The organism is Geminicoccus sp., from assembly GCF_036263595.1.
Classification (GTDB): Bacteria; Pseudomonadota; Alphaproteobacteria; order Geminicoccales; family Geminicoccaceae; genus Geminicoccus.
The window spans coordinates 43,376-62,626 of sequence record NZ_DATAGQ010000151.1 but is presented as its reverse complement, the minus strand read 5'-3'; the positions used below and the strand labels follow the sequence as shown (position 1 = coordinate 62,626).

18 protein-coding genes are annotated in these 19,251 nt (G+C 66.4%); 7 read left to right on the top strand and 11 right to left on the bottom strand.

Going from position 1 to position 19,251, the window contains the following annotated elements:
* The first annotated feature begins 54 nt into the window (after positions 1 to 54).
* The 5 genes from VHL31_RS16125 to hflX all read left to right on the top strand — a co-directional run bounded on the left by VHL31_RS16125 (position 55) and on the right by hflX (position 6,470).
* A complete protein-coding gene (locus VHL31_RS16125) occupies positions 55 to 2,217 on the top strand; it encodes a PAS domain-containing sensor histidine kinase (protein ID WP_329662253.1) in 2,163 nt (720 codons plus the stop codon).
* Between the two features lie 96 nt (positions 2,218 to 2,313).
* Positions 2,314 to 3,693 carry a sigma-54 dependent transcriptional regulator gene (locus tag VHL31_RS16120; protein ID WP_329662252.1) on the top strand — a complete coding sequence of 460 codons (1,380 nt, stop codon included), beginning with the start codon at positions 2,314 to 2,316 and terminating at the stop codon, positions 3,691 to 3,693.
* Positions 3,694 to 3,736: 43 nt separating this feature from the next.
* Complete coding sequence (locus tag VHL31_RS16115; RefSeq protein WP_329662251.1) at positions 3,737 to 4,597, top strand: D-amino-acid transaminase; 861 nt, start codon at positions 3,737 to 3,739, stop codon at positions 4,595 to 4,597.
* Positions 4,598 to 4,839: 242 nt separating this feature from the next.
* Positions 4,840 to 5,148 carry an RNA chaperone Hfq gene (hfq, locus tag VHL31_RS16110; protein ID WP_329662250.1) on the top strand — a complete coding sequence of 103 codons (309 nt, stop codon included), beginning with the start codon at positions 4,840 to 4,842 and terminating at the stop codon, positions 5,146 to 5,148.
* A 20-nt stretch (positions 5,149 to 5,168) separates the two neighbouring features.
* On the top strand, positions 5,169 to 6,470 hold the full coding sequence (gene hflX / locus VHL31_RS16105; RefSeq protein ID WP_329662279.1) for a GTPase HflX: 1,302 nt from the start codon (positions 5,169 to 5,171) through the stop codon (positions 6,468 to 6,470).
* On the opposite strand, the gene mazG is transcribed toward hflX, so the two are convergent.
* From mazG to ffh, 11 genes are all read right to left on the bottom strand, one after another.
* Positions 6,458 to 7,279: a nucleoside triphosphate pyrophosphohydrolase gene (mazG, locus tag VHL31_RS16100; RefSeq protein WP_329662249.1), complete on the bottom strand. Its 822-nt coding sequence runs from the start codon at positions 7,277 to 7,279 to the stop codon at positions 6,458 to 6,460. The genes hflX and mazG overlap by 13 nt on opposite strands.
* Positions 7,276 to 8,733, bottom strand: coding sequence for an exodeoxyribonuclease VII large subunit (gene xseA / locus VHL31_RS16095; protein WP_329662248.1), 1,458 nt, complete (start codon positions 8,731 to 8,733; stop codon positions 7,276 to 7,278). The genes mazG and xseA overlap by 4 nt, the downstream gene beginning before the upstream one ends.
* 105 nt (positions 8,734 to 8,838) lie before the next feature.
* Entirely contained in the window at positions 8,839 to 9,858 is a 1,020-nt protein-coding gene (locus VHL31_RS16090; protein WP_329662247.1) for an aspartate-semialdehyde dehydrogenase, read from the bottom strand.
* 66 nt (positions 9,859 to 9,924) lie between these two features.
* Positions 9,925 to 11,034, bottom strand: a complete 1,110-nt coding sequence (leuB, locus tag VHL31_RS16085) for a 3-isopropylmalate dehydrogenase (RefSeq protein WP_329662246.1) — start codon at positions 11,032 to 11,034, stop codon at positions 9,925 to 9,927.
* A gap of 252 nt (positions 11,035 to 11,286) precedes the next feature.
* The gene (gene leuD / locus VHL31_RS16080; RefSeq protein WP_329662245.1) at positions 11,287 to 11,916 is read right to left on the bottom strand and encodes a 3-isopropylmalate dehydratase small subunit; all 630 of its coding nucleotides are present in this window, start codon (positions 11,914 to 11,916) and stop codon (positions 11,287 to 11,289) included.
* 11 nt (positions 11,917 to 11,927) lie between these two features.
* Positions 11,928 to 13,337, bottom strand: a complete 1,410-nt coding sequence (gene leuC, locus VHL31_RS16075; protein ID WP_329662244.1) for a 3-isopropylmalate dehydratase large subunit — start codon at positions 13,335 to 13,337, stop codon at positions 11,928 to 11,930.
* A 93-nt stretch (positions 13,338 to 13,430) separates the two neighbouring features.
* Positions 13,431 to 13,811, bottom strand: a complete 381-nt coding sequence (rplS, locus tag VHL31_RS16070; protein ID WP_329662243.1) for a 50S ribosomal protein L19 — start codon at positions 13,809 to 13,811, stop codon at positions 13,431 to 13,433.
* A gap of 3 nt (positions 13,812 to 13,814) precedes the next feature.
* Positions 13,815 to 14,528: a tRNA (guanosine(37)-N1)-methyltransferase TrmD gene (gene trmD / locus VHL31_RS16065; protein ID WP_329662242.1), complete on the bottom strand. Its 714-nt coding sequence runs from the start codon at positions 14,526 to 14,528 to the stop codon at positions 13,815 to 13,817.
* Complete coding sequence (gene rimM, locus VHL31_RS16060; protein WP_329662241.1) at positions 14,528 to 15,043, bottom strand: ribosome maturation factor RimM; 516 nt, start codon at positions 15,041 to 15,043, stop codon at positions 14,528 to 14,530. The genes trmD and rimM overlap by 1 nt, the downstream gene beginning before the upstream one ends.
* A gap of 110 nt (positions 15,044 to 15,153) precedes the next feature.
* Positions 15,154 to 15,489, bottom strand: a complete 336-nt coding sequence (rpsP, locus tag VHL31_RS16055; protein ID WP_349262458.1) for a 30S ribosomal protein S16 — start codon at positions 15,487 to 15,489, stop codon at positions 15,154 to 15,156.
* Positions 15,490 to 15,542: 53 nt separating this feature from the next.
* On the bottom strand, positions 15,543 to 16,913 hold the full coding sequence (gene ffh / locus VHL31_RS16050; protein ID WP_349262461.1) for a signal recognition particle protein: 1,371 nt from the start codon (positions 16,911 to 16,913) through the stop codon (positions 15,543 to 15,545).
* Between the two features lie 203 nt (positions 16,914 to 17,116).
* On the opposite strand from ffh, the gene dapF reads away from it, so the two are divergent.
* Complete coding sequence (dapF, locus tag VHL31_RS16045; RefSeq protein WP_329662239.1) at positions 17,117 to 17,950, top strand: diaminopimelate epimerase; 834 nt, start codon at positions 17,117 to 17,119, stop codon at positions 17,948 to 17,950.
* Complete coding sequence (gene mtaB / locus VHL31_RS16040; RefSeq protein ID WP_329662238.1) at positions 17,947 to 19,209, top strand: tRNA (N(6)-L-threonylcarbamoyladenosine(37)-C(2))-methylthiotransferase MtaB; 1,263 nt, start codon at positions 17,947 to 17,949, stop codon at positions 19,207 to 19,209. The genes dapF and mtaB overlap by 4 nt, the downstream gene beginning before the upstream one ends.
* Positions 19,210 to 19,251 lie beyond the last annotated feature (42 nt).

Here is a 19,251-nt window from a genome sequence, read left to right as displayed (position 1 = left end):
GCAGATCTCCTGTTCAATAAACTCACATTGGCGAGGCCGTCCTTTTGGCGTCGCGTGACCGCCGTCGCGCAGGACCGTCGGCTGGCGGTAGGCTTGGTGATTGCCGCAGTCGCCTGCGGTATCACGACCTGGGCGGTGCTCACGGGCAAAGGCCCGGAGAGCATGGACACGGGCGGCGTGCTCGTGCTCCTGTCCGTGGACCTGGTCCTGGTGCTCCTGCTGAGCGTCGTGGTAGCGCGGCGCCTCGTGCGGATCTGGGCAGCGCGGCGCAAGGGCTCGGCCGGATCAGGCCTGGAAGGCCGGCTGGTCGCCCTGTTCGGCGCCTTGGCGGTGACTCCCGCCATCGTGGTGGCGCTGTTCTCGGTCTGGTTCCTCCATGTCGGCGTGAACGCCTGGTTCAGCGATCGTGTGAAGGGTGCCGTCGACACATCGCTGCAGGTGGCTCAAGCCTACCTGGAGGAGCATCGCGAGATCATCCGGGCGGATGCCCTCGCCATGGCGGCGGACCTCAACCGCGAGGGTCCGTATCTGGGCGGCCGCACCAGCCTGGAGGACTTTGTCGAGGCGCAAGCAGCGCTTCGCTCGCTGACGGAGGCTGTGGTGTTCGACGCCACCGGCACCGCGCTAGCCCGCAGCCAGCTCGGGTTCGCCTTGGACATCGCCAGCATCGAGCCTGCCGATCTGGACCGGGCGGCCGCCGGCGAGGTCGTCATCATCACCGCCGACACCGACGACCGCATCCGTGCACTCGTCCGCCTCGACGGCTTCGGCGATGCCTACCTTTTCGTCGGTCGGTTCGTCGATGCGAAGGTGCTGAGCCTTCTGGAACGAACGCAGGCGGGGGTGAGCGATTACGAGGCGGCGGCGGCCGAGCGCTCACGGATCCAGATCATCTCGCTCCTCCTGTTCGGCGTCGTGGCGCTGCTGCTGCTGCTCGCCGCTGTTTGGGCCGGCCTGCATTTCGCCACGCGCCTGGGCGAGCCACTCGGGCAGCTGATCACGGCTGCCGACCGCGTGAGTACCGGTGACCTGTCGGCAAGGGTCGGAGAGGGCATCGACTTCGAGGAGATCGCATCCCTGGCGCGCGCCTTCAATCGCATGACCCAGCAGCTGGCTTCGCAGCGCCACGAACTCGTGGAAGCGAACCAGAAGCTCGACCAGCGGCGTCGCTTCACCGAGGCCGTGCTGACCGGCGTTACGGCAGGCGTGCTGGGGCTGGATGGGCGGCGCCGCATCGTCCTGCCGAACCGCTCGGCAACCCGATTCCTGGAACTCGACCAAACCAGCATCGTAGGCCGGCCCCTCGACGATCTGCTGCCGGAACTAAAGCCCCTGATCGATCGTACGATCGACGGACGGGCGGGGTTCGCCGAGCAGCAACTGGTCGTCGCCCGTGGCGGCACTCAGCGCACCCTGCTGGTGCGTGCCGAGGTGCAGGAGGAGGAGGGCAGGATCCAGGGCTGGGTCGTGACCTTCGACGATGTCACTGACCTGCTGTCGGCGCAGCGCGTGGCTGCCTGGGCGGAGATTGCGCGCCGGCTCGCACACGAGATCAAGAATCCACTCACGCCGATCCGGCTCTCCGCAGAACGGCTGCAGCGCCGGTGGCTGAAGCAGATCGAGGACGAGCCCGATACGTTCCGCGGCTGCACCGACACGATCGTCCGTCATGTCGACCAGATCGGCCGGCTGGTGAATGAGTTCTCATCCTTCGCCCGGATGCCGGAGCCTGTCTTCAAGGAAGAGCGGCTGGGCCAGATTGTTCACGATGCCGTCCTGCTACAGCGCACTGCTCGGCCGGACATCAAGTTCGAGGTCGAGATGGACCGGCCGGACCTGATCATGCCGTGCGATCACGCGAAGGTGGGCCAGGTCCTGACCAACCTCCTGCAGAACGCCATCGACGCCATCGACGCCAAGGCGACGGTCCCAGGTGAGGAGCGGCACGGCATCGTGCAGGTGCGGGTCCGCGAGGAGGAACGTGCCATCATACTACAGGTTGACGACAATGGGGCTGGATTGCCTGCGCAGCATCGTGAGCGACTGTTCGAGCCCTATGTCACGACCAAGGCCAAAGGAACCGGCTTGGGCCTTGCCATCGTTCGGAAGATCATGGAAGAGCACGAAGGATCGATCGACCTGGGCGAAGCCACAGGCGGTGGGACTTCAGCGAGGCTCGTCTTTCCACGCCGTGCCATCGTCCGGACCGCTGCGTGAGCGAGGACGGATGGTTGTGGTAAGCATGTACAATTCTGGTTCTTGGGCCAGCGCAGTTGCCCGGACTTCGAGGGCGCATCGCCGGATGGTTGAGGAATGAGCAAGGACGTTCTGATCGTCGACGACGAAGCCGCGATCCGCGAAGTCGTGGCGGCGTTGCTGCAGGATGAAGGATACAAGCCGCGTCAGGCAGCGAACAGCGACCAGGCGTTCAGCGAGATCGACAAGCGCGTGCCGGACATCGTGCTGCTCGACATCTGGCTGGAAGGTAGCAAGCTCGACGGGATCGAGATTCTGGAGCGGGTCCGCCAGCAGTGGCCGGTGATTCCTGTCGTGATCTTCAGTGGCCACGGCACGATCGAGATGGCCGTCCAGGCCATCAAGAACGGCGCGTACGACTTTATCGAGAAGCCGTTCAAGACCGACCGGCTGCTGCTGACGATGCAGCGTGCGCTGGAAATCAGCAAGCTCAAGCGCGAGAACGAGCAGCTCAAGATCAAGGGCGGCGACGAGATCGACCTGCTGGGCACGTCGCCAGCCATCGTGCGGGTGCGTCAGGCGATCGATCGGGTAGCACCTACCAACAGTCGCGTCCTGATCAGCGGTCCTCCCGGCTCCGGCAAGGAGATCGCGTCGCGCATGATCCACGCGCACTCGCGCCGCGCCGATGCGGCGTTCGTCGTGCTGAACTGCGCGGTGATGGCGCCAGAGCGGCTGGAGGTGGAGTTGTTCGGTGCCGAGGCGAACGGGGATACCCCTCGCGCGGTTGGGATCCTCGAGCGCGCCAACGGGGGTACGTTGTTCCTCGACGAGGTCGCGGACATGCCCCTGGAGACCCAGGGACGCATGCTGCGCGTTCTCCAGGAGAACCGCTTCAGCCGCCCCGGGCGTACCGAGCGCATCGACCTCGACATCCGGGTGATCGCTTCGACCAACCGCGACCTGACCCAGCTGATGAGCCAGGGCAAGTTCCGCGAGGAGCTGTATTACCGGTTGAACGTGGTACCGGTGCAGATCCCGGCACTGTCCGAGCGCCGCATCGACATTCCGTTGCTGGCCCGCACGTTCATGGACCGTGCTGCCCGCAGCGCCAGCGTGCCGCCAAGGGTGATTGGCGACGACGCCATGGCAGTGATGCAGTCCGCCGAGTGGCCAGGCAATGTCCGCCAGCTCCGCAACGCGGTCGAGTGGATGCTGATCATGGCGCCGGGCGATCCGAAGCAGCCGATCGGGGTCGACGGGTTGCCGCCGGACCTCACCAACAGCGCGGTCGGTGCCATGGACCCGACGTCGAACGGCGAACTGGTGGCGATGCCTTTGCGCGAGGCCCGTGAGCATTTCGAGCGAGCCTACCTGCAGGCCCAGCTCGAGCGGTTTGGCGGGAACATTTCCCGGACGGCCAACTTCGTCGGCATGGAGCGCTCGGCGCTCCACCGCAAGCTCAAGACCCTGGGCCTGCACAGCGGCGACGATTGAACCGCGACCGAACTCGAAACGCCCTCCTGGAAGACGTTCTCGCATGGCGCGGATCGCCTACGTCAACGGTCGCTATGGCCCGATCTCGGCTGCACGGGTGTCGGTCGAGGACCGGGGCTTCCAGTTCGCCGACGGGGTCTACGAGGTCCTGAAGCTGATCCGTGGCCGACTGGTCGACGCGGATCGGCATCTGGCAAGGTTGCGGCGGTCACTCGGCGAGTTGAGGATCGAGCCGCCTTGCAGCGATGCCGCTCTGCAGAGGGTCGTGAAGGAGACGATCACCCGCAATGGCCTCGGCAACGCACTGATCTACATCCAGGTCAGCCGCGGTACCGCCCCGCGCAACCATCCCTTTCCGGCTGCCGCAAAGCCGACGCTCGTCGTGACCCTTCGCCGGCTTAACCTTCCTGGTGCCACCGAGCTGGAGAAGGGCACGAAGATCATCACCCTGCTCGACGAGCGCTGGGGGCGGTGCGACATCAAGTCGACGGGCCTGCTACCCAACGTGCTGGCGAAGCAGGCAGCGCAGGAGGCCGGCTGCCGCGAGGCCTGGCTGTACGACGCAGCGGCCTCGGACGACCCGGTCATCACTGAAGGATCCAGCACCAACGCCTGGATCGTCGACGAGAACGGCGTGCTGCGAACTCATCCCACGGGATCTGCCATCCTGGGTGGTGTGACCCGCTCGGTGGTTCTGGAACTCGCGGTGGCGGCCGGTGTCAAGGTCGAGCAGCGGGCTTTCACGCTCGGCGAGCTCCGGCGCGCGCGCGAGGCATTTTTGACCAGCGCGACCTCGCTCGTGCTGCCGGTGACCACCATCGATGGGCATCCGGTGGCCAACGGCATGCCTGGCGAGACAACCAGACGCCTGATGGCAGACTACGCCGCGCACTGCGGGATCTAGACGATCTCGTCTGGATTGAGCCGCACCGTCATGTCGACTCGCCGACAGGACAGGAAGAGATTCGTCATGACCGTGCCGATGGCGCTTGCCCATGTCGGGGGTGCTGGCTATGTCCTGATCTCCGAAGGGAAAAACTGAGGCTGGAACCCGCCCCAGAATGCGGACCAAGCCCGGCCGTGTCGACGCGAGAGCATGATCGTCTTGCCGGCGCGGTACCTTCCAATTCACCGAAAGGTACTCGGATGGCAGCCGAGAAGCAGCAAAATCTCCAGGACGTCTTCCTCAATCACGTCCGCAAGAACAAGATTCCGGTTACGGTTTTCCTGATCAATGGCGTGAAACTGCAGGGGGTGATCGGCTCGTTCGACAACTTCTGCCTGCTGCTTCGGCGCGACGGGCACGTGCAGCTGGTCTACAAGCACGCCGTGTCGACCGTGATGCCGTCCTCGGCCGTACGTCTTTATGATGCTCCTCCCGGGTCTGTCCCTGGTCAAGGACCGGATCGGGGGCCATATGGTGAGCGCAGAGACGACGATATGCGCGACGAGTAGTCGCGCGGGATAGGCGAACCATTCACAACGAGACATCCGGGGGCAGCGGTCGCTGCCTCGTTGTTCACCCTTATGTCATCACGGATCGTGACCGGCTCCGTGCTCCAGCGTCGCGACTGGGCGAGGCGGTTGGCCTTGCACAGGCTATCGCGCTGGACGTGGTGGCCCAGGAACTCGCACCGCTGCGACAGGTGACCCCTGCCACACTGATGGGTGGAGGCAAGGTCCAGGAGATCGCCGCGCGCGTGAAGGAGGACGAGATCGACCTCGTGGTGGTCGATGGCGCACTCTCGCCTGGGCAGCAGCGCAACCTTGAGAAGAAGTGGCAGTGCAAGGTCATCGACCGCACCGGGCTCATCCTGGAGATCTTTGGCGAGCGAGCACGGACGAGAGAAGGCGTGCTCCAGGTCGACCTGGCAGCGCTCAACTACCAGAAATCGCGGCTGGTTCGCTCGTGGACCCATCTTGAGCGGCAGCGCGGTGGTGCCGGCTTCCTGGGCGGTCCTGGTGAAAGCCAGCTCGAGCTCGACCGACGGATCATCGCCGACAAGATCGTGAAGATCGAGCGGGAGCTAGAAGACGTCAAGCGGACCCGCAGCCTGCATCGTAAGGCGCGAGAGCGGGTGCCCTATCCGGTGGTGGCCCTGGTCGGCTACACCAATGCCGGCAAGTCGACCCTGTTCAACAAGCTGACCGGCGCCGACGTCTTCGCGAAGGACCTGCTGTTCGCGACGCTCGACCCGACCATGCGCCTGATCCGGCTCCCGCAAGGGCGCAAGGTGATCCTCTCCGACACGGTCGGTTTCATCTCCGAGCTGCCGACATCCCTGGTCGCAGCCTTCCGGGCGACGCTCGAAGAAGTCCTTTTGGCCGATGTCGTCCTGCATGTGCGGGACGTGGCTCATGAAGATGCCGAGGCGCAGGACGCCGACGTGCGGAAGGTGCTCGACGAACTCGGTATCGACGAGATGGATCGGGCTCAGCGGCTGATCGAGGTCTGGAACAAGATCGACCTGTTCGACAGCGAGCGCCGGGCAACGCTCGAGACCGAACTTGCGCGCCGGCCGGCCACCGTGGCCGTGTCCGCGCAGACAGGCGAGGGCCTGGGCGAACTGCTTCGAGCGATCGAGGCGAAGCTGGCCGAGTCGTCCGTACCGATAGAAGTCGTGATTCCGCATGACGACGGCGAGACCTTGGCTTGGCTGTTCCGCCATGGCGAGGTCCTGGCCAAGGCCGAGGCGGAGGATGGCACCCATCTTTCGGTCCTGCTGGCCGAGGATGCCAAGCGCCGGCTGGAAGCGCGGCTGCATCAAGCACTCTGAGGCGTCTGGCGCTCCCGCAGCTTGGCCTCGTTCCACCAGGCATCGAGCTCATCGAGCGTGCAGTCGGACGGCTCCCGTCCGGCTGCACGTGCCGATGCTTCCACGGCCCGGAACCGACGCTCGAACTTGGCATTCGTGCGACGCAGCGCTTCTTCCGGGTCGATCTTCAGGTGGCGGGCCAGGTTGACCACCGCGAACAGCAGGTCGCCGACCTCGTCGGCCTGATCGGCTGGTCCACGGGCCTCTTCGACTTCAGCCAGCTCTTCCCGGATCTTGCCGACCACCGGCCCGATCTCGCTCCAGTCGAAGCCGACCCGCGCTGCTCGCTTCTGCAGCTTTTCCGCCCGCACCAGGGCCGGAAAGCCGACCGGCACGTCGTCCAGCACGCTGGCCGGACGCTCCGGCTTTCCCTTGGCGGCGCGCTCGGCTGCCTTGAGGTCTTCCCATAGGCGCCGCTCGCCGCCTTCCGGGAGTGCCTCGCCCTGGAACACGTGCGGATGGCGCCTGACCATCTTGTCGACGATGCCCTGGGCGATCCGCTCAAAATCGAACAGCCCCTGTTCCTCGCTGATCCGCGCCTGATAGACGACCTGGAGGAGAAGGTCGCCAAGTTCGTTGCGGAAATCGTCGAGGTCGCCGCGCTCCAGAGCGTCACGGACCTCGTAGGCTTCCTCGATCGTGTAGGGCGCGATGGTTTCGAATGTCTGCTTCTGATCCCAGGGGCAGCCGACGACGGGGTCGCGTAGGATCCGCATCACCGCCAGCAGCCGGTCGATCGGCCGCTCGTCGTCGGGAACTGGCACGCTCATAAAAGGGATTCCTGGACCGGCTCGTCGGAGGCTGCCCGCTTGGTGCGGCTACCGGTGGTCACGGTGACCTCACCATCATGGAAGATCAGGTTGAGCTTGGCTTCCTTGCGGGCGGCCTCGGCATCCGTGACGAGTTCACCGGTCGCCGGGGCACGGACGAGCGCGTAGCCACGCTCAAGCACCTGCCGGTAGCCCAGGCTCTCCAGCAGCTTGGCCAGCGTCTCCAGCCGACGGTGGCCGTCGTCCAGCCGCCGGACCATCGCCCGCTGCAGCCGGCGCTCGCGGTCCGCCACTACCGGCGTCGCGCGGGCGAGCAGTGCCAGGATGTGGGATGGCACCAGGCGCGCCGACGTCCGGTCGAGATGCCGCTGCTCCACCTTCAGGAAGCTGCCGACCAGCTCGCGCAGCCGACGATTGAGCATCTCCAGCCGTTCGCTCTTGCCGCGCAGCACGTCCTGTGGCTGCCGGAGACGCAGGCGCTCGGACAGGTCGTCCAGGCGCTGCGTGGCAAGGTTCAGGAGCATACGGGGGTCCGGCAGGCCCCGGGCCGACCGCTCCAGTTCGGTGCGCCGCCTTGTCAGCTGCGCCACCGACGCTGACCGTAACCGGCCATCCAGGATCGCCAGCCGATCGATCAGCTCCATCCGCACCGGTACGGCCATCTCGGCAGCGGCGGTGGGGGTGGGCGCGCGCACGTCGGCCACGAAGTCCGAGAGTGCGCTATCGGTCTCATGGCCGACGGCGGAGATGACCGGGATCGGCGAGGCGGCGATGGCGCGGACCACGCTCTCCTCGTTGAAGGCCATCAGGTCCTCGATCGACCCGCCGCCCCTGGCAACGATCAGGAGGTCAGGTCGCCTGACAGGTCCAGACTCGGGCATGGCACCGAAGCCGTGGATCGCGGCAGCGATCTGCTCCGCTGCCTGCTCGCCCTGGACCAGCACCGGCCACAGCAGGACGCGCCGGGGAAACCGGTCGGCCAGGCGGTGAAGGATGTCGCGGATCACCGCACCCGTCGGCGAGGTGACGACGCCGATGACCTGCGGCAGGAAGGGCAGCGGGCGCTTGCGCGCCGCATCGAACAGTCCTTCGGCTGTCAGGCGCTTCCTGCGCTCTTCCAGCATCGCCATCAGTGCGCCAGCACCGGCCGGCTCCATCTGCTCGACGACCATCTGGTAGGTCGAGCGGCCCGGATAGGTGGTCAGGCGGCCGGTGGCGATGACCTCCAGGCCGTCCTCAGGTGGGAAGCGCCAGCGCTGGACCGAGCCGCGCCAGCCCACCGCATCCAGGCGGGACTGGGCGTCCTTCAGGCTGAAATAGGCGTGGCCGGAGGCAGCGCGCTTGAAGCCGGAGATTTCGCCCCTGACCTTGATCAGGCCGAACGTGTCCTCAACGGTCCGCTTGAGGGCGCCGCTGATCTCGGAGACGGTGTATTCGGTGAGGTTCGTAGGCATGGATGGCTGCTTGCTACCAGCCTGGAGCGACCGCGTCAGCCATGCGATGCGCTAAACGAGGGAAACGGAGGCTGGCGGAGGACATGCCCCCGCCAGCCATGTGTTTCAGATGAAGCCGTCTTCGACCAGCGCTTCCGCGATCTGGACGGCGTTCAGTGCTGCACCCTTGCGGAGATTGTCCGACACAACCCACATGTTCAGGCCGTAGGGGACCGTGTCGTCCACCCGCAGGCGGGACACGTAGGTCGCATACTCGCCGACCACGTCCTTGGGCGTGGCGTACTGGAAGTCGTCGGGCTCATCGAGGACGATCAGGCCCTCGAAGTTCATCAGCGCGTCGCGCGCCTCTTCCAGGTCGAGCGGGCTCTCGAACTCGACGTTGATGGCCTCGGAATGGCCGATGAAGACCGGCACGCGCACGCAAGTCGCGACCACCTCGATCGACGGATCGAGGATCTTCTTGGTCTCGACCTTCATCTTCCACTCTTCCTTAGTGGAACCATCCTCCATGAACTTGTCGATCTGGGGGATGACGTTGAAGGCGATCGGCTTCTGGAAGACCGTGGGCTTCTTGCCGAGGTCGTTCATGTAGACGGCCTTGGTGTGCTCGAAGAGCTCGTCCATGCCCTTCTGGCCGGCACCGGAGACCGACTGGTAGGTCGAGACCACGACCCGCTTGATCGTGGCCAGGTCGTGCAGCGGCTTCAGCGCCATGACCATCTGGATGGTCGAGCAGTTGGGGTTGGCGATGATGTTGCGGTTGCGGGCGTACTGCAGCGCCTCGCGGTTCACCTCCGGGACGACCAGGGGGACGTCCTCGTCCATGCGGAAGTGGCTGGTGTTGTCGATGACCAGGCAGCCCGCCGCCGCGGCGCGCGGGGCATGGACGGCCGAGACGGCGCCGCCTGGGGAGAAAAGGGCCAAGTCGATCCCGGTAAAGTCGAAGTCGTCCAGGGCCTTGACCTTGAGGACGTCGTCGTCGCCGTAGCTGACTTCCTTGCCGACCGAGTTGCGCGAGGCCAGCGCAATCACTTCGTCAGCCGGAAACTCGCGCTCGGCCAGGATGTTCAGGATTTCATGGCCCACGGCACCCGTGGCGCCGGCGACCGCTATTCTAAAGCCCATGAGCGTTTCCTTTCAGAGGATCCGGGCGGCCCGCCAGGGCACCCGGGACGCCCATGAAAATCGGATTCAGGTCGAGCGCTTGGTCAGCGCGGTGAGGATCTTCGCGCCCATCTCGGTGGTGCCGAGCGTGGTCATGCCGTCCTGCGCGATGTCCGCCGTCCGGTAGCCCTCGTTCAGCACGTCGGCGATGGAATCTTCCAACAGCTTGGCCTCGGCATCGCGATCGAAGCTGTACTTGAGGAGCATGGCGAAGCTCATCAAGGCCGCGATCGGATTTGCCATGTTCTTCCCGGCGATGTCCGGGGCCGAGCCGTGGATCGGCTCGTACATGGCCTTGCGCTTGCCGGTGGCGGCATCGGGCGCTCCCAGGGCCGCCGAGGGAAGCATGCCGAGCGAGCCCGTCGCCATGGCGGCCGCATCCGACAGGATGTCGCCGAACAGATTGTCGGTGACGATCACGTCGAACTGCTTGGGCCGGCGGATCAGCTGCATGGCGCAGTTGTCGGCGTACATGTGCGAGAGCTGGACGTCAGCGTACTCGCGAGCGTGCAGCTCGGTCACCACCTGGCGCCACAGGACGCCCGTATGCATGACGTTGGCCTTCTCGACCGAGGTCACGTTGTTCTGGCGCTTGCGGGCCAGCTCGAAGCCGACCCGGGCGATCCGCTCGATCTCGGCCGTGGTGTAGACCTGGGTGTCGACGCCGCGCTTTTGGCCGTTGCCGAGGTCCTCGATGCCGCGCGGTTCACCAAAATACACGCCGCCGGTCAGCTCGCGCAGGATCAGGATGTCCAGGCCGCGCACCAGCTCGGGCTTCAGCGTGGAAGCTTCCACCAAGGCGTTGAAGACGATCGCCGGACGCAGGTTCGCAAACAGCTCAAGCTGCTTTCGCAGCTTCAGGATCGCCTGCTCTGGCTTCAGATGGAACGGGTTGCTGTCATATTTCTGGGCGCCGACCGCCCCGAACATGATCGCATCGACCGACTTCGCCTTGGCCAGCACCGCCTCGGTGATCGGCTCGCCATGGGCGTCCAGCGAGGCGCCACCGACCAGGTCCTCGTGCAGCTCGAAGGACGGGCCCTTCTTGCCCAGGTGGTCGATGACCTGCCGGACGACGCCCATCACCTCCGGCCCGATGCCGTCGCCAGGAAGGAAGAGGATCGAGCCGGTGGTCATCGTCGCTTTCTCGGGTTCGTTCGTGCTGCGAAGGGAAGAGAGGCTTGGGTTCGTTCCACGAAACAGGCGGTCAAGCTTGGGTTCGGGGATGACCTAACTGCCTGAAGTCTCGCGAGGTTTTGCCGCTCTTGGGTTCGTTCGTGCAATCGCGCACAGGCTTGCCACCCTTTCCCGGCGAGCAGAGGGACCAACGGCACAAGGTCTCATACCGTGGATCCCCCGGTCAAGCCGGGGGACGACAGGCGGGACGCTTCAGGCGCCCGCACCGGCGGAGTAGAGCCAGGGCGCCTGGGACTGCTGCCTGGCCACGAACGCCTTGATCTTGTCGGCCTTCTGCATGGTCAGGCCGATATCGTCCAAGCCCTCGAGCAGGCATTCGCGGTTGTGCGGGTCGATCTTGAAGGAGATCGGCTCGTTGCCGGTCGGCCGCAGGATCAGGTTCTGCTCCAGGTCGACCGTGAAGGTCGGATCCTGCGCGTTCTGGGCCTCGGCCAGCAGCGCGTCCACCGTCTCTGCCGGCAGGCGGATCGGCAGGATGCCGTTCTTGAAGCAGTTGTTGTGGAAGATGTCGGCGAAGCTCGGTGCGATCACGCAGCGGATGCCGAAATCGGCCAGCGCCCAGGGCGCGTGCTCGCGCGAGGAGCCGCAGCCGAAGTTCTCGCCGGCGATCAGGATCTGCGCCTGGCGGTACTTCGGCTGGTTGAGCACGAAGTCCGGCACTTCCTGCCCGTCCTGGGTGTAGCGCATCTCGTCGAACAGGTTCTTGCCGAGACCCGTCCGCTTGATGGTCTTCAGGAACTGCTTGGGGATGATCATGTCGGTGTCGACATTGATCATCGGCAGCGGGGCGGCGATGCCGGTCAGCTTGGTGAAGGGGACCATGGCGTTCTTCCTCAGGCGACCAGCTTGCGGACGTCGGTCAGCTTGCCGGTGATGGCGGCAGCGGCAGCCATCTCGGGCGAGAGCAGGTGGGTGCGGCCGAGCCGGCCCTGGCGGCCCTCGAAGTTGCGGTTGCTGGTCGACGCACAGCGCTCCTTGGGGGAGAGCTGGTCGGGGTTCATTCCGAGGCACATGGAGCAGCCGGCCTCACGCCACTCGAAGCCCGCGTCCTTGAAGATCTTGTCCAGGCCTTCCTGCTCCGCCTGGTAGCGGACCAGGCCCGAGCCCGGGACGACCATGGCCTGGACGTTGGCGGCGATCTTCTTGCCGGCGATGACCTTGGCGGCGGCGCGCAGGTCCTCGATCCGGCCGTTGGTGCAGGAGCCCAGGAAGATCTTGTCCAGGACGATCTCTTCCACCGGCATGCCGGCGGAGAGGCCCATATATTCCAGGGCCCGCTCCATGGCGCGGCGCTGGCCTTCGTCCTTGGCGTTCCTCGGGTCCGGCACCCGGCCGGAGATCGGGACAACGTCCTGGGGCGAGGTGCCCCAGGTGACCTGCGGCTCGATGTCCTCGGCCTTGAGCAGGACCTCGGCGTCGTAGGTGGCACCCTCGTCGGACGGCAGGGTGCGCCACCAGGCGACCGCCTTCTCCCAGTCCTCTCCCTTGGGCGCCATCGGGCGGCCCTTCAGGTAGGTCCAGGTCTTCTCGTCGGGGGCGATCAGGCCGGCGCGGGCACCGCCCTCGATCGACATGTTGCACACGGTCATCCGGCCTTCCATCGACAGGCCGCGGATCACCGAGCCGGCATACTCGACCACATAGCCGGTGCCGCCGGCCGTGCCGATCTTGCCGATGATGGCGAGGATCACGTCCTTCGCGGTCACGCCGAAGGGCAGGTCGCCCTCCACCGAAATCCGCATCGTCTTCGGACGCTTCTGGATGAGGGTCTGGGTCGCCAGCACATGCTCGACCTCGGACGTACCGATGCCGAACGCCAGGGCGCCGAAGGCACCATGGGTGGAGGTGTGGCTGTCACCGCAGACGATGGTCGTGCCGGGCAGGGTGAAGCCCTGTTCCGGCCCGATCACGTGGACGATGCCCTGGCGCTTGTCGCGCATGCCGAAGAGCTGCACGCCGAACTCGCGGCAGTTCTCCTCCAGGGTCTCGACCTGGATGCGCGAGGTGGTGTCCTCGATCGGCTGGGATCGATCCGTGGTGGGCACGTTGTGGTCGGGAACGGCAAGGGTCGCTTCCGGCCGAAGCACCTTACGGCCGGAGACGCGGAGACCCTCGAATGCCTGGGGGCTGGTCACCTCGTGGACGAGGTGCCGGTCGATGTAGAGGAGGCTGGTGCCGTCCTCCGCGACGTCGACCAGGTGGCTTTCCCAAATCTTCTCGAAGAGGGTCTTAGGCCCGCTCATCTTTCCGTTCCCGATCCGGGACGTCCGGTTCGCCGGACGCTCCCATGCCACTTGATGCCTGCCGGCCGTCGGCCCGTACCGGCCCGATCCCGATCAGGCCTTCGGCGTATCCATGCGGCGCTCGGTGATACGAGCCGCCTTACCCGTACGACCACGCAGGTAGTACAGCTTCGCCCGGCGCACCTTACCACGGCGCACCACCTCGATCGACGCGATCCGGGGGCTGTAGAGCGGGAAGACGCGCTCCACGCCTTCGCCGTAGGAGATCTTGCGCACGGTGAAGGCGCTGTTCACGCCGCGATTGCGACGGGCGATGCAGACCCCCTCGAAGGCCTGGACACGCTCGCGGGTGCCCTCGATGACCTTGACGTTGACGCGCAGCGTGTCGCCCGCGCCGAAGTCCGGAACCTGCTGGTCGCGGCCTTCGAGAGCTTCGTCCATCTGCTCTTTGTTGAGCTGTGCGATGATGTCCATGGATCACTGTCCTTCAAGGTGGAGTTCGACGTTCTTGGCCCCGATCAGGTCGGGGCGTCGGGCGAGCGTGACGGCTTTCGCCTGCTCCCGCCGCCAATCCCTTATCCGCCCATGATGGCCGGATAGGAGAATCTCAGGCACCGAGCGGCCTTCCCAGACCGCCGGACGCGTATAATGGGGATATTCGAGCAGCCCGTCCTCAAAGCTTTCCTCAGCCAATGATGAGGCGGAGCCGAGCACACCCGGCAGCAGGCGCACGACCGAATCGAGGACGAGGAAGGCGGCAAGCTCGCCGCCGGAGAGCACGAAGTCGCCGATCGAGACCTCGTCCAGGCCACGGCTCTCGATCACGCGCTGGTCGACGCCCTCGTAGCGCCCGCAGAGCAGGACCACGCCCGGGCCATCGGCCAGACGGCGGGCATCGGCCTGGACAAAGCGCCGGCCGCGCGGCGTCAGGTAGATCCTCGGCCGCTCGTCGCCATCAGGCGCTGCCGCATCCAAAGCAGCGGCGATGACGTCCGGACGCATCACCATGCCGGCACCGCCGCCGAACGGGGTGTCGTCCACCGACTGGTGGCGATCGGCCGTGAAGCTGCGCGGGTTGATGGCCTGGAGCGACCAGTCGCCCCGCTCCAGGGCCCTGCCGGTCAGGGACTGGCCGAGCGGGCCCGGGAACATCTCCGGGAAGATCGTGACGACCGAGGCGGCGAATGGCATCACTCCACCTCCACCGGCGGGTCGATCACGACCCTGCGCCCGGCAAGGTCGACGAGCGGGACCACCGCCTTGGTGAAGGGGAAGTCGTGGGACGTCCCGTCCGGTGCCCGCACCTCCAGGATGTCGCCGGCGCCGAAGTCCTGGATGCCCACCACCTCGCCAATCAGCTGCCCGGCGGTGTCCTCCGCGCGCAGGCCGATCAGGTCCTCATGGTAGAACTCGTCCTCCTCGGTCGCCGGCAGCACGCTGCGCGGCACGAAGAGGGCGGTCCCGCGCAGGCGCTCGGCAGCGTTGCGGTCGGTGATCCCTTCGGCCTTCACGATCAGGCCGTTGTCGAGCACGCTCACCACGTCCATGCGGAAGAGGCGGTTGCCCTTCCCGTCATAGACCGGGCCATAGGTGGCGGCGTTCTCGGGGATCTCGGTGAAGGTCTTGAGCTTGAGATGACCGCGCACGCCATGGGCCGTCGCCACTGCGGCAACGCACACCATGCGCTCGGCGGCACCCTCGGCCATCGATCCTCACTCTCCATGGGGCCTGTCGGCCTTCGGTCCGCTTGAAGCCGGAGGCGATCGACCTCCGGCCCCTGTCCAGGCCAGCCAGACCGCTTGTGAACCGGACTGGCTCAGGCGGTCGCTTCGGCGTCCGTGGCCTTCTTCGCGGCGATCTCTTCGGCGCGCTTGCCGGTACCGCGCTGGACGGTGGCACCCGGCACGATGCCGGCCTTGTCCAGGAAGCGGGCGACGCGGTCGGTCGGCAGGGCGCCCACGGACAGCCAATGCTTGATCCGCTCCTCGTTCAGCACGAGGCGGTTCGGGTCCTCGGATGGACGGATCGGATCATAGGAGCCCAGGCGCTCCAAAAAGCGGCCGTCGCGCGGCGAGCGGCTGCTGGCGGCCACGATCTTGTAGTAGGGGCGCTTCTTGGCGCCGGCGCGGGCAAGGCGGATCTTCACCGACATCAATGTCTTCCTAGGTTCGAACGAGCGGGAAACGAAACAGAGCGAAGAAGAACTCACATCCTGGGCAGCATTCCCTGCGGGATCATGCCCTTGGGGAGCTTGCCCAGCAGGTTCTGCAGGCCCCCCATCTTCTTCATCTGTTTCATCATGTCCTGCATCTGGCGATGCTGCTTCAGGAGCTGGTTGATGTCCTGCACCGTGGTGCCGGAGCCTTTCGCGATGCGACGCTTGCGCGACGCGTTGAGCTTGTCCGGGTCCCGGCGCTCGAGCGGCGTCATACTGTCGATGATCGCGGTGTGGCGAACGAAGACGCGCTCGTCGACGTTCTTGTCTTCCAGCTGCTTCTTGATCTTCTGCACGCCAGGCAGCGAAGCGAGCATGCCCTGCATGCCGCCCATCTTCTTCATCTGCACGAGCTGCGAGCGGTAGTCGGACAGGTCGAACCTGCCCTTCTGGACCTTCTTGGCGAGCTTCTCGGCCTCGTCGCGGTCGATGTTCTCGACCGCCTTCTCGACCAGGCTGACCACGTCGCCCATGTCGAGGATGCGGCCGGCGACCCGCTCGGCGATGAAGGCTTCGAGCGCGTCCAGCTTCTCGCCGACGCCCACGAACTTGATGGGCTTGCCGGTGATGTGCCGCATCGAAAGCGCCGCACCGCCGCGGGCATCGCCGTCCATGCGGGTGAGGACGATGCCGTCGATGCCGATCTCGTCGGCGAAGGTCTTGGCGACGTCGACCGCGGTCTGGCCGGTCAGCCCATCGGCCACCAGCAGGGTTTCCTGCGGCTCGGCCAGGAGTTTCACCTCGGCCAGCTCGTCCATGAGCTGGTCGTCGATCTGCAGACGACCGGCCGTGTCCAGGATGAGGACGTCGTAGCCCTCGCGCCTGGCCGTAGCCATGGCGCGCTCGGTGATCTCGACGGGCTTCTGGCCGGCCACGATCGGCAGGCTGCCGACGCCGGTCTGCTGCGCCAGCACTTCCAGCTGCTTTTGCGCAGCCGGGCGCTGCACGTCGAGCGAGGCCAGGAGCACCTTCTTGCGCTCGCGGTTCTTGAGCCGCAGCGCCAGCTTGCCGGACGTGGTCGTCTTGCCCGAGCCCTGCAGGCCGCACATCAGGATGACCGAGGGTGGCGAGCCAAGATCGAGCCCGACCTGCTCCGAGCCGCCCAACAGCTCGATCAGCCGGTCATGGACGATCTTGACGATCTGCTGGCCGGGCGTGATCGAGCGGATCACCTCCTGGCCGATCGCGCGTTCCTTGATGCCGGCGACGAAGTCCTTCACCACCGGCAGCGCGACGTCGGCCTCCAGCAACGCCACGCGGATCTCGCGCAGCGCTTCGCCGACATCGGCCTCGGACAGCGCTCCTCGCCGGCGCAGCCGGTCGAACACGCCACCGAGGCGGGTGGTAAGGTTCTCGAACATGGTCCCGGTCGTTCCGAGCGTCCCGATCCACAGGTGGGTTGTCGCCACGGGTAGATTCAAGGAACGCGTCAGCGTATAGAAAACCGCCTCCGCGAGATGGACCCGCGAAGCGCGGCTCTCTTGAGCACCGCGCCATCCAATTGTCAAGGAAACGGCGGTTCCGTGATTGCGAAGCCAACATTAGTCTGCGATCAGGCCCGACCATGACTACGGTGCCCTTCACGAAGATGCATGGGCTCGGCAACGACTTCGTCCTGCTGGACGAGCGTCAGATGCCGGGTCCCATCGATCCTGCCTGGATCAGCCAGATCGCCGACCGCCATCGCGGCATCGGCTTCGACCAGCTCGTCGTGGTCGACGAGGACCCGGAACTCGACGCGCATGTGCGCTTCTTCAATGCCGACGGCAGCGAGTCCGGGGCCTGCGGCAATGCCACGCGCTGCGTGGCCCGGATGATCCACGAGGAAACCGGCAAGAACGAGATCGGCCTGCGCACCGCGCGCGGCATCCTGCGTGCCGTGCGGGACGGCATGGGCTGGTCGGTGGACATGGGCGCGCCGAAACTGGCCTGGGACCAGATCCCCCTGGCGCATGATTGCGCGGCCGAGGACGTGCCCCTGGACATCGCGGGCCTGCCCCGGCCGTTCGCGGTCAACATGGGCAATCCCCATGCGGTGTTCGTGGTGGACCACCTGGAGAGCATCGATGTCGCCGGCATGGGCCCGACGCTCGAGCGGCACGCGATGTTCCCCGAGCGGGCCAATATCGGCTTCGTCCAGGTGCTCGACCGCTCATCGGCCCGCCTGCGCGTGTTCGAGCGGGGCGTCGGCCTGACCCTGGCCTGCGGCAGCGGTGCCTGCGCCGCCATGGTGGCGCTGGTGAAGAAGGGGCTGGTGGACGGCCGGGTCAGATTCCAGCTCGACGGCGGCGAACTCCAGCTTGAGTGGGACGGGATGAACGGCGTCGTGATGACCGGGCCTGCCTCGCTTGCCTATCGCGGCGTGATCAGCAGCGAGATGGCACCCTCCGCATCATGAGCGAGATCGATGTCCTGACCTTCGGCTGCCGGCTGAACAGCTTCGAGTCCGAGGTGATGCGCCGTCACGCCGAGGACGCCGGCCTGGACGAGCTGGTGATCGTCCATTCCTGCACCGTGACGGCCGAAGCCGAGCGGCAGGTCCGCCAGGCGGTGCGCAAGGCCAGGCGGACCCATCCCGGCAGGAAGATCGTGGTGACCGGCTGCGCGGTCCAGGTCGATCCTGCCAGATGGACGGCGATGGAAGAGGTCGACCATGTGATCGGCAACGAGGAAAAGCTGAAGCCGCTCACATGGACGAACTTGGCCGGCGACGGACCGGAGCGGGCGAAGGTCGGCGACATCATGGCGGTCAAGGCGATGGCCGGGCACCTCGTGCCGGGCTTCGACGGCCGGTCGCGCGCCTTCCTGCAGGTCCAAAACGGCTGCGACCATCGCTGCACCTTCTGCATCATTCCCTTCGGCCGCGGCCCCTCGCGCTCGGTGCCGGTGGCGGACGTGGTGGCGCAGACCCGGCTGCTGGCCGGGCAGGGCTATCGCGAGGTCGTGGTGACCGGGGTGGACATCACCTCCTATGGCAAGGACCTGGAGGACGCGCCGACGCTGGGCGGACTGATGAAGGCCGTGCTGCGGGCGGTGCCGGAGCTGCCGCGGCTGCGCCTGTCCTCGATCGACCCGGCGGAGATGGACGACGACCTGCTGGAGCTGATCGCGGGCGAGCCGCGGCTGATGCCGCATCTGCACCTGTCGCTCCAGGCGGGCGACACGCTGACGCTGAAACGGATGAAGCGGCGCCATTCCCGCGAGGACGTGCTGGCGCTCACCCACCGGCTGCGCAGCCTGCGCCCGGACCTGGTGTTCGGCGCCGACATCATCGCGGGCTTCCCCACCGAGACCGACGGCATGTTCGAGAACACGCGGCGGATCGTCGAGGAGGCCGGGCTCACCTGGCTGCACGTGTTTCCCTACAGCCCGCGCCAGAACACGCCGGCCGCGCGGATGCCCCAGGTCGACCCGATGCTGCGCAAGGAGCGGGCGGCCATCCTGCGGGCCGAGGGTGCCGCGGCGGTGGCGCGCTTCTTCGCGAGCGAGCAGGGGCGGGTGCGGGAGCTGCTGGTGGAACGCGGCGGGGCCGGGCACACTAGGCACTTCGCGCCGGTCAAGCTCGCGGCGAACGACGATCCCCAGCCCGGCACGCTCGTGGACGTCCGGATCGCCGGCGTGGAGGGTGGCGTGCTGGTGGGCGAGCGGGCGGCCTAGGGCAGCGCCACGGACCATTGAAGATTGCCCATCCATGTTTTA